Source organism: Mesorhizobium sp. M7A.F.Ca.US.005.03.2.1 (genome assembly GCF_003997795.1).
In the GTDB taxonomy this organism is placed as follows: domain Bacteria; phylum Pseudomonadota; class Alphaproteobacteria; order Rhizobiales; family Rhizobiaceae; genus Mesorhizobium; species Mesorhizobium ciceri.
Window position 1 is genome coordinate 1 of record NZ_RZRP01000145.1, and the last position, 9887, is coordinate 9887.

The window sequence follows — 9887 nt, forward strand, 5'->3', positions numbered from 1 at the left end:
CATACATTGTGTCTGCCGAAATCATGATCTGCTCCTTGCCGGAGTTTGCGAGGTAGACCGAATGGCCTGGCGTATGACCGGGCGCGGCGATGATCTGCATGCCAGGCGCCACTTCGGCGCCGTCCTCGACCAGCTTCCAGTTCTTCCATTTCGGGAAGTTTTCGGCGATGCGCTTGCCCGCCGGCTTGCGCCCTTCGGGCAGCTTTGCCAGTCGGCCGGGGTCGGTCCACCACTTGTATTCCGTGGCGTTGACGATGAGCTCGGCATTGGGGAACACAGGCGCGCTGGTCCCCTTTTCCATCAGGCCCCAGACGTGGTCGGGATGGAAATGCGAGATCATGATGGTGTCGATAGTCTTGTAGTCGATGCCAGCGGCGGCCATGTTGGCCGGCAGATGGGTGGCATTGGTTTGCCATTGGCCGACGCCCGAACCGGCATCCATCATAATCACCTTGCCGTTCATCTTGAGGACGACGACGGTGAGCGGGATAGGCATGAAGTCTGTCGTCAGGCCGGCCTTGGCAAGGGCTGCCTTGGTGTCCTCGACGGAGACATCCTTGATGAAAGCTGGGTCGTGCGGTTTGCGCCAGATGCCGTCATAGATGGCGGTGATCTCGATATCGCCGACCATGTATTTGTAGAAGCCAACGGCCGGCTCGACTGCTGTTTCGGCGAAGGCAGGACGGGTGAATTCCAACCTGCCGGCGAGGCCGAATGCGGCAGCGGCAGTTGCGGACCCAAGCAACGTGCGACGTGTCATGTTAAACATGATGATCTCCTGTGTTAAGAGGTGGGGGTGGCGGAAAGCCAAGCGTGGCCCTCCGTCCTGATTGCCGAACCTATCGGTCCTGACCGGATGAAACTCAGTTGCCCCAGATGCCTTGGCCGTACTGCGCCGACACGCTGGCATCGCCACCATGGATCTTCTTGACCTCTCGGATCGAGCTGGTGTGCGAGGTGTCGATTTTTGAAGCCGAATGGCTGGCGACCGGCTGGCGGGAAGTGTTCGAGCCGTAGTGGTCGCTGCCGGCGAAGGCCGTGCCACTGGCAACGAGGATGGCGGCAGCCGTAAGGACGATCTTTTTCATTGAAACAGTTCCTGATCTTGAGGATTGAGAGAAGTTGTTGTTTGGAGGTCGAGGCGCGTTCAGCGGCCCCAGAGTCCGTCGTTGTTGTGCCGGTTGATGATGTCCTGAACCGACCCCTGGCTCGGCCCGGTCGTCACCTTGGAGTCGACGCTGTCCTGACGCGGCGTGGAGGGAATGGAAGCAGTAGCGTTGGTGTCGACGCTGGTGGCCGGCTGGTTGGAGTTGTTGGCGCCATGGTCGCTGCCGGCAAAGACAGCGCTTGAGGCAAGCAGCATGGCAGCCACGCTGAGAGCGAGCTTGGTCATTTTGGTAGATCCTTGTTTCGTTTCTTGGTTGCGTGCCGGGAAATTGGCCCCGCTAACAACAAGACTCGCCAAGACATCCCTTTATTCCCGGGTGGCGCGAAATTCTTTGGAGGTCCCAAAATCAGGGACGGCGGCTGTCGGGAACTGGGCCAGCCGACGCTGCACGCGCACGTCCGAGGTCGGCACCATGCTGGTGCCGTGGGTCTGTCTGACCGCGAAGTAGCCGAGCCAGCGGTGACGTCGCACTTGATATTGGCTGAAAAGGTCTGGGCGGTCGGCTATCAGCCGGTCACGGTGGCGGCGCGGAAGCGCGCTACGAAATCGTCCAGCTCCGGCCGCTCCATGTCGGAAATCGCCCAGTAGGAGAAGGCGCCGTCGCTCCACTGCACCAGCGAAAAACCGCCCTCAGAGAGATCGACAGGGTCGGTCACAGCTCCGGCATTTTGAGGCTCGGCGACAAGGGTGATCAGATGCTCGCGGTGGCGATAGACCAGTGCCGGCACCGCCCGGCCGCCGATGACCTCGACCCTGCCACCGATGAGTGCAAATCCGTCCTTGGCCATGTCCGGCGCCGGCGGCGAAAGACCGAGCCTTGCGTCGAGCCAGGGCTTCACCGTGTGTCGGTCCGACGAGACGACATCCACCGGGCTCATCGCCAACAGGCTGCGCTGGTGGCCGCTGGCTACCCCTGCGGCAAAGCCATCGGCTACGCCAGGCTGCATCGCCCATTGCGTTGCACCGCTGGCCAGCACCGCGCTGAGCATGATAGACGCCGCCATGGCGCGCCAATCGAATGAGCCGAAGTTGCGCGCCGACCACCCCGTTCGATTTGCCTTCGCTGGTGCCGTCGGCGCTTTGGGGCGCAGTACCTCGACATTGCCGGCAGCAGCCATGGCTGCGATGCGCGCGCTGAAGGCGTCGCTGACTTGCGGCTGCGGAAGTCCGGCCACAGCCCCTTGCAAGGCCATGACGCGGGCATGTTCGGCCGCCAGCTTGGGGTCGGCGGCTATGCGCCGCTCAACGGCTATGGCCGCGGCGGCGTCAAGCTCGCCATCGACCAGCGCGTGCAGCATCAGGTTCATGCCTGCGGCATCCTCGGGCAATCCGTCGTTGTGCGCGCTCATTGCGCCCTCCCAAGGCCAGAGATCAGCAGGCCACGCGCCCGCGCCAGCCGTGACATCACCGTACCCATCGGCACGCCTAGCATGGCCGCGATATCGCGGTAGGCGAGGCCATTGATGTCGCGCAGCACGAGGGTCTCGCGAAACGGCTGCGGCAGGGCGGCGATCGCGGCTTCGAGTGCTACGGTATCTGCCTTGGCGATCAGGGTCGCCTCCGGGCTCTCGCTGTCGGGTGGATCGGCTGCGTGAGCGGAGCTCACCTCGTCGAGATCGGCGAGATCGCCCACCGAGACGATGCTGCGCGGGCGGTTCCGCGCCAGCCATGTGTAGCACGCATTGCGCACGATGGTGAGCAGCCAGGCGCGTGCATTGCCGCCGGCATAACTGGCGATGCTGGCATGTGCCTTCATGCACGCGTCCTGCACGACATCCTCGGCGTCGGTGGCATTGCCGGTTAGCCAACGGGCCAGCGAAAGCGCGTCGGCGAGATGAGGCATTACCACTTCGCTGAAGCGGTCGGCCTGCGCATTGCTGCTTAGCATTGGTGTACCGTGATATGCGCCTCGCCTTGAGTGCCCAGGAAGCGAAGATGGTTCTGTCTTGCAAGCGAACCCAGCGGAAGTATTTAGGGTCGCCAGCTGCGGTGAATGTGAAGGCAACTGTTTCATCGATGTCAATCACACACTGGACCGCAACGATGCATCCACCCCGATGCGTTCTCGCATCCGCGGCGTCTGAGCTCTCTCGATCCCGACTGGGCAGGACGTTTAAGGCAGACAGGCTGGGAGCCGCAGGCGGCCAACGCGTCGCCTTCACCTGGGAATGCGTTGACCATTGCCGTCGCGGTCGTCGGTGTGTGGGGTTGCAGGGGGACGTTCCTTCAAGGTCAATCAGCAGCGTATGCATGGAAGACCAGGGCGGGCGGCGTTTTATTCCCGGATAGCGAAAAATCTTCTTCGCAATGTAAATTGGTCCGCCCGAGCCAGCTTTTCAACGCTCTTTAGCCTGCGATATCAACCTTCCAGCTCAGCCGATCAGAGCCGGTCGAAATTCGGGCATTGCCAGAGCAAGGGTTTTGTCCATCACTTTAGCCAATTTCCGTCTAGCCGAGAATGAGGCGCATGGCGCAGCGCCTGCTTGCCGGCATCCCGTGTTCGATCTCCCGACGCAGTATTTGACGAAGCCGGTCTCCCGCATGCGTCTCGCCCAGCACCTGAAAGCCCAGCTTCTGATAGAAAGGCGCGTTCCAGATCACATCCCGAAACGTTGTCAGGGTGATCGCAACAAGGCGGCGCTCCCTCGCATCTGTGATTGCTTTTTCGAGCAAGGCGCGTCCGATACCTGAGCGTTGTCGGTCAAGGCGCGCAGCTAGTTCCCAGATGTGCAATGTGTCGTCCTGGATCTCCGCGCTCAGGAATGCGACCGTCCGGCCATCCTGCTCCACCGCTACCCAGCACGTGCCCTTGGCGATAAGTTCACGGTGACGCTCGACGGTCTGGTTTTCGTCATCGGCAATCCAGGCCAGCTCCGCAACTTCGCGGTAAGCGTCACCCTCCGACTGTTCGATATCGGGTAGTGCGTCCGCGTCAGCTACCTGCGCTAAATGGTGGTCATGGAGTTGCCGTCGTGGCTTCCAGGGTTCTGCAGAGAATAACGTTGGAGTGTCCCTCCGGCCAATCTGCAAACTCAGCTACACGCACAAAACCGGCCTTTTCATGCAATCCTGGCGCCTGGAAATCGTGGCTCTGCACCCAGATCCGCCGAACACCCCTAATGGCAGCCTCGGCGGCGAAGGCGTTCAACAACTTTCGCGCATATCGTCGACGGGATAGATGAACTTGGCGTGCTTCTTTAGGGCCATTCAAGAAACGCGTTTTGGTACGGTTCGCAGCTCGCGATTGAAGACACGACAGCTCGTGCCCCATCACAATGCTACTGGGCTTCAGGTCACGTCGGCTGTGCTCGCAGGCATGTCTGGGCGCTTGAAAACCCCGAGGCCGGCATCGTGGAAGTTGAAGATCTGGACTTCCGGCGCTGCCTGGAGATCCAGAAGCCCTATCTTGGCTCTCTCGTTGGTGTCTATACGGACTGGACGCCTCTGGATGGCCGGCCTGGGCTCTTCCCGGAGGACATCGACACATCCGATCCCTGGCAGTTCCGGAATGTGCTGGTTTCATGATAGCCGCCGGGCAGGGCAGCGGCGCAACGGGTTTCTGCTCCGGCAAAGCTGCCGACATGGTTCTCTCCCGGCGCGGAGGCAATTGGCGTGGACCGACGATTCCGTACGGAAGGTCTCGTCCAACTCGAGACGTTAGAGTTGGCAATAAGGAAATTGACCTGATGGATCTCACCACACGGCTTGTCGTCGCGATCGGGCTTGGCGCGCTTCTTATCGGGGCGTTCATTCTCATATAGCCGAATGTGACGTTTCAAACGCCTTTCACGCGTTACATTGCCTGTCGTGCGGCAATTCTGGCGGGACTGGACGGCAGCATCGATTTCTCGTCCTGCCGTCGCTTGTCCGTTGGTCGGATCGCCCTGTGCCTACCCAGAGAAGCGCTTTGACTAAGCGAGCTGCAAGCACACCGAAGCATGGATTGCCGCAGACGGTTCCCATCGCCCCCGGGTGTCGTTGCGCAGCTAAGCAGCACAAGCACGCAAGCTAGGTGCGTGCTCTATCGCCTCTGGCGCGGTCACGCCTGAGAGTTGCAAGCCGTACGACGCGGCAGAACAGCTGGTTTCAAAATCCGGCATCGACACCGTCGCCAATTCCCATAGCTTGACCACGGCACTGAAAACGCGCTCCCGCCACAGCCGCCGCTACTACGGAAGGTGATGCGATTCTCGCCGGCTCGCCTGCATCCAGAGGGACGAGGACTTCGATCCTGTATTGCTATCGCGACTGCAGTTCGGCTGGGTCATCGGCTGGCACATCCTGCTGCCGGCTATTACTGTAGGATTGACCGCGTTCATCGCGATGCTGGAAGGCCTCAATTTCTTGACCGGAAGGGACATCTATCTCCGCATCTCGACGTTCTGGATCAAGATTGCGTTCGGGATGGGCGTCGTCACCGGTGGCGATGGCCCAGGACGGCGTGAAGGCGCGGATCGAGGAGATCATGCCGAAATTGAGACGGCGGAAGGGTGAATGAGACGGCTTGCAGTTGCGCGCACGCGTACGCGTCCACCGAATGTGACATTAGCGCAACCTGATTGAGCTAACGAACACGCGAACAGAACAGTCGCTTGACGATCAAGGCAGACTGCGACAGCGTTTGCCGTCCGGGGGTAAGCGGCGCACGGCTCGTCGAGAGCTAGTAAAAAGGGGCAGGGGCCTTTCTCGACGAGCCTGCCTCGGACATACCCGCTCGCTAAGGGAGATCGGCGACAAGGTGCGGGTCGAGGAGATCACGCCGAAGGTGAAGAAGCGCTGACGTCGTCCTAACTTCAAATTAGCCCGGAGAGGTGGAATAGCCTGGCAACTCGCACGCCAAGGCCAATAATGGTTTGGCCATCATTGGCGGCGAAATCCCAACCGCAAAATACTGCCCAGCCAAAAAGCAGGATTGAGAAGCGCATTAGCACATTCTAAAATAGATAAATTGAATAAGCGTTAAAGGCTTCTTTTGCGCGCTGGCATTGGCAGGGCTTCCCCAGTGCGCTTTTACAAAGGGGCGATACTGGGTAGGGGTTCAGGGCAGCGGAATCGGCTTGTCGCTGAGTGTGCGCAAGTACGCGATCACGTTGACCCGTTCGGTCTCGTCCGGGACACCGGGCGTCTCCATCTTGACGCCCGGCGTTGTGAGCATGGGCCCGAAGAGATATGTGTTCAGGTCCTCATACGTCCATACACCTTCCCAGCCCAGCAATGTGTCGGAGTAACGCATACTTGCCATGGATGCCTTGTCGCGGCCGACGACGCCCCACAAGTTGGGCCCCGTCTTGGTCTCTCCCTTTGGCTCGGCATTGTGGCAACCGTGACACACATGGGTGAAGTAGGTTCGGCCTTTCTCGACATCCGCATTTGACAATTTCATCGAGATAGGGGCTGGCGTTGGCAAGACGACGCCGTGCGACAAGAGATAGGCGGCAACTTCATGTTGCCCCTTGAATTTTGCCATGTGGAGCGGTGTCTTGCCGTCCTTTGTCTTCGCATTCACATCGGCGCCGGCCTCGACCAGTGCCTTCACGCAATCGAGACAGCCGGATCTGACGGCGATGTGAAGGGCGGATTCACCGCCGCGCTGCGCATTTGGATTTGCGCCCCCCTGCAGCAACAGATTGATCAAGTCGACCCTGCGTTTTGCCAAAGCCGGCATGAGGGGAGGTCCCAAAAGCGGCGTCGGGGCAACGTTGGCGTCGGCACCTCGTTCCATGAGCAGTTTTGCCGCCGCAAGATGCCCGCCCCTAACCGAAAGATAGAGCGGCGTTGCTTTTCCATCGCTCTCGTCGACGCCGGCACCGGCGTCGAGCGCTGCCGTAATTGCCGCGACATCTCCCTTCACGGCGGCGTCGTGAATGGCGGCGGCATGCGATACAATCGGGATGTGTGCAATCAGCAGTGAAATGAAAAGCAAGGACATGCGCATTCGGCACCCCTGTGTCAAACCGGAGGACGCGGCACGCTGCGAGAAGGGATGACTTTAGTCCGAATGCTTAATCGCGGCAATGTATTTCAGCAACTGCTGTCGTAAGCACATGAGTTGTCCGGATTAGGTAGCACGCGAGTTGTCCGGTTTTATCGCCAGCGAATGGAGGCTGGGGATGAAGCGGGCAGCGTGGCTAGAGGACCGGAGAATGCAGAAGTTTCGGGATGTATTGAGCCGCTGGAATGGCGGCGATCTTTCGATGATGGAGGCAGGCGAGTTGCTGGGCATGTCGGAGCGGCAATTCCGGCGTTACCGCGAGCGTTACGAAGAGGCTGGGGAGGCTGGGTTGCTCGACCGGCGTTTGGGCAAGCTTTCGACGCGCCGGGTGCCGCGGAGGGGATCGAGGAGATGCTGGAACTTTATCGCCACCGCTACCTTGGCTGGAACCTGAAGCATTTCCACGAATACCTGCTGCGCGATCATGACTTCAACTGGGGCTACCCCTTCATCGAGACGCAGCTTCATGCGGCTGGGCTGGTGGAACGGGCCAGGCGGCGCGGTGCTCACCGGCGCAAGGAAGTCGTGCGAGGGGAACCTCTACAAATCCGACGGACCTCACGGTCGTCTCGAACACTGCACGAGACAGATTTGCGGGCATTCGGAACTTGCGTCGTATCCCGGCCTTCAACTCACCCCGCTCTGTAATAAAGCAGGCCATTGCTGCGTCCTTCCGTGAATCCAGCGCGAGCTTCTATGAAGCCGGAGCGGTTCTCAATTACTGCGGATACCACCCGAGGTTCGGTTTCTCCGCCGTCAACACTGGACGACAGGTTCTGGATTTTGAGAGCGTGCTCTCTTTGGATCAGGAGGCCGCCATTCCGTCCAACCCAAGCAAGTGGTTTGGTTAGACCAGACGGACCCTAAGCTGTCGTTCTCATTAGGTCGCGATTTCTAAGCAGTGCTCAGGAACGAGCGCTGGCTTCGGCAGCACGATTTTCTACGCGAGCCGATCCAGGTACATCTCGAGCGCCGAGATGGGCTGATGATCGAATTGCAAGACGCCAGGTCAGGCGAATTGTCACTGATTTCATCGCTGGTGTTCCTAAGCACCGCGGAGCGAGGCCATCAGCCTGTTTTCCTCATCGACGAACCCGAGCAGCCTTCACCCGAACTGGCAGCGCGAGTATGTCGAACGTGTAATAACCTCCACATACTACAGGCAGACCCATGTGGTCATCGCGACCTATGCGCCTCTTGTCGTTACAGGCGCCTTGGCGTGGTCCAAGGACGTCGTTGGGTCTTCCAGATGGTCAACGGCTGGCCGCTGCGCATTCCGCTCGTGGATTCGACTCCCACGAGTATAGAAGAGGTCCTTTGGCGAGCCTTCGATGTGGTTACGCCTGCCATTTCGCCGTGAATGAGGCGAGGCGGGCTTCTTGCTCTACGTTGAAAGCCACTGAGGGTGAGCCCGCCGCCTATTGGGGCGCCGGCGGCGGACCCTGTGTAAGCGGCTACATCCTTTTGAATCGACCGCTCAGAGGGTCAATGTGCCACTTGAGGGTGAGTTCCCTTTAGGATTCTAGGCAGTGCGGTTTGGGTAGCGTCCAGATCGCCATGCGACTTCGATTTTCAAGCGCGACATAGGCCATCAGGCGTAGTTGTAGCAAGACCAGTGTACCGGTAGCATATGGAGCCTGGACATTAGGCCCACCCTCGTGTCCAGCTATGGTCGGCACGGTCGCTCAACCCGTTTTTGGTCTGTCTGATCGTGCCGACTACCGCCCCCCAGGTCCCCTTCCAAGGGCTTGTGCTTTGGTGGCGATTGTCCGCAGTCGGACAGGAACGTAAGGTGAAACTAGCGAGGACTTTGCGCGGCTCCGCTACTGCGGGATTGCGCCTAGTTGCAACGGCCAGAACAAATCAAGGCCAAAAGCGAGCCGCTAGGCGCTACCCAGCCGTAGACCCAAAAGAATGGCCGGTGCGGGGATGCTTAGGTTGGAAGCGTGGGCCGCACCTGCCATTGCGGGATAGCTCTTAGGGATCATCCCCCGCGCTGCCTAATCAGCGATTGCTCAATTGAGACTGACGTCCCTACCCAGCCGTAGGGGGATAGCTAAATCCAGCTAGGGGAAAGACCGTTGCGCACAAAACCAAAGGAGCCGCTAAGCAGTTGACCGTTGCACCGCTGGCGATCTGTGCACATGACGCCGACCCATCCAACGTCTATCCTTAAGCCGGTGAGGGAACACCTGAACCGCCAAGGGGCGGCGGACATGAAGGCGTACCGCCCGGCGGGCAACGCCTGAATCCAACATCCGGTTGAATTGGCCCGCTGCCGAGAGGTGGCGGGCCTTATTCTTTGTGTTGAACGATGTAGCTATTGCTGACGGCGTTGCTCCCAACACCGCGCGTGACAACAACGGTGGTGTACCCGGCGGGCAGGGAACCGGTGACAGTCTCGTCGAGGGGATGACATCGTCCGACGATTTCCCCATTTGGCGCACCTGCGAGCCTGTCTTTCAGAGATGCCTTACACACGTCAAGCGACGCATATGTGGTCGGCGCGGCATCAATGGGCCTGCAGACGACAGCCTCGCCTGGGCTGCAAGAGAGTAAAAGCAGTACTGCTGCGGTTGCCGGATCCATTGTCGAAGCTCCACTGAGACGAGCCTCAACGCAGATCGACGGCCTTTGTTGCACAGGCAGCCCTGGCGGCGGCCCGCTGCCGAGAGGTGGCGGGGCTAATCCCTATTTCGCAAGCGAGTTGCCGGACAGCTCAAAAAC

The 9887-nt window shown here is 59.9% G+C and carries 9 protein-coding genes and 1 pseudogene; 3 read left to right on the forward strand and 7 right to left on the reverse strand.

Translation table 11 applies throughout. The features are described 5' to 3' along the window. From EN991_RS10935 to EN991_RS10960, 6 genes are all read right to left on the reverse strand, one after another. The coding region (locus tag EN991_RS10935; protein ID WP_164768972.1) for an MBL fold metallo-hydrolase at positions 1–769 on the reverse strand (769 nt) is incomplete at its 3' end. A gap of 94 nt (positions 770–863) precedes the next feature. Continuing rightward, a complete protein-coding gene (locus EN991_RS10940) occupies positions 864–1088 on the reverse strand; it encodes a DUF680 domain-containing protein (protein ID WP_127366926.1) in 225 nt (74 codons plus the stop codon). Between the two features lie 59 nt (positions 1089–1147). After that, a complete protein-coding gene (locus EN991_RS10945) occupies positions 1148–1393 on the reverse strand; it encodes a DUF680 domain-containing protein (protein WP_127366927.1) in 246 nt (81 codons plus the stop codon). A 281-nt stretch (positions 1394–1674) separates the two neighbouring features. Next, positions 1675–2517, reverse strand: coding sequence for an anti-sigma factor (locus EN991_RS10950; protein ID WP_127368733.1), 843 nt, complete (start codon positions 2515–2517; stop codon positions 1675–1677). Then, positions 2514–3056 (reverse strand): sigma-70 family RNA polymerase sigma factor, encoded by a 543-nt coding sequence (locus EN991_RS10955; RefSeq protein ID WP_027162036.1) that lies wholly within the window; start codon positions 3054–3056, stop codon positions 2514–2516. Before EN991_RS10955 ends, EN991_RS10950 begins: the two co-directional genes overlap by 4 nt. A 560-nt stretch (positions 3057–3616) precedes the next feature. After that, complete coding sequence (locus EN991_RS10960) at positions 3617–4198, reverse strand: GNAT family N-acetyltransferase (protein ID WP_198032098.1); 582 nt, start codon at positions 4196–4198, stop codon at positions 3617–3619. A gap of 138 nt (positions 4199–4336) precedes the next feature. Here EN991_RS10960 and EN991_RS10970 point away from each other — a divergent pair. Continuing rightward, positions 4337–4693, forward strand: a pseudogene (locus EN991_RS10970) (homospermidine synthase); the annotation flags it as partial. Between the two features lie 711 nt (positions 4694–5404). Next, entirely contained in the window at positions 5405–5662 is a 258-nt protein-coding gene (locus EN991_RS10975; protein ID WP_206519187.1) for a cytochrome ubiquinol oxidase subunit I, read from the forward strand. Positions 5663–6206: 544 nt separating this feature from the next. Here EN991_RS10975 and EN991_RS10980 read toward each other — a convergent pair. Continuing rightward, a complete protein-coding gene (locus tag EN991_RS10980) occupies positions 6207–7103 on the reverse strand; it encodes an ankyrin repeat domain-containing protein (protein WP_127368734.1) in 897 nt (298 codons plus the stop codon). 208 nt (positions 7104–7311) lie between these two features. On the opposite strand from EN991_RS10980, the gene EN991_RS10985 reads away from it, so the two are divergent. Next, the gene (locus tag EN991_RS10985; protein WP_164768974.1) at positions 7312–7554 is read left to right on the forward strand and encodes a helix-turn-helix domain-containing protein; all 243 of its coding nucleotides are present in this window, start codon (positions 7312–7314) and stop codon (positions 7552–7554) included. The last annotated feature ends 2333 nt before the right edge of the window (positions 7555–9887 follow it).

Coding starts and splice junctions, on each gene's coding strand:
- EN991_RS10945 (WP_127366927.1), bottom strand. CDS start 1,393: ATGACCAAGCTCGCTCTCAGCGTGGCTGCCATGCTGCTTGCCTCAAGC.
- EN991_RS10985 (WP_164768974.1), top strand. CDS start 7,312: ATGCAGAAGTTTCGGGATGTATTGAGCCGCTGGAATGGCGGCGATCTT.
- EN991_RS10955 (WP_027162036.1), bottom strand. CDS start 3,056: ATGCTAAGCAGCAATGCGCAGGCCGACCGCTTCAGCGAAGTGGTAATG.
- EN991_RS10940 (WP_127366926.1), bottom strand. CDS start 1,088: ATGAAAAAGATCGTCCTTACGGCTGCCGCCATCCTCGTTGCCAGTGGC.
- EN991_RS10950 (WP_127368733.1), bottom strand. CDS start 2,517: ATGAGCGCGCACAACGACGGATTGCCCGAGGATGCCGCAGGCATGAAC.
- EN991_RS10980 (WP_127368734.1), bottom strand. CDS start 7,103: ATGCGCATGTCCTTGCTTTTCATTTCACTGCTGATTGCACACATCCCG.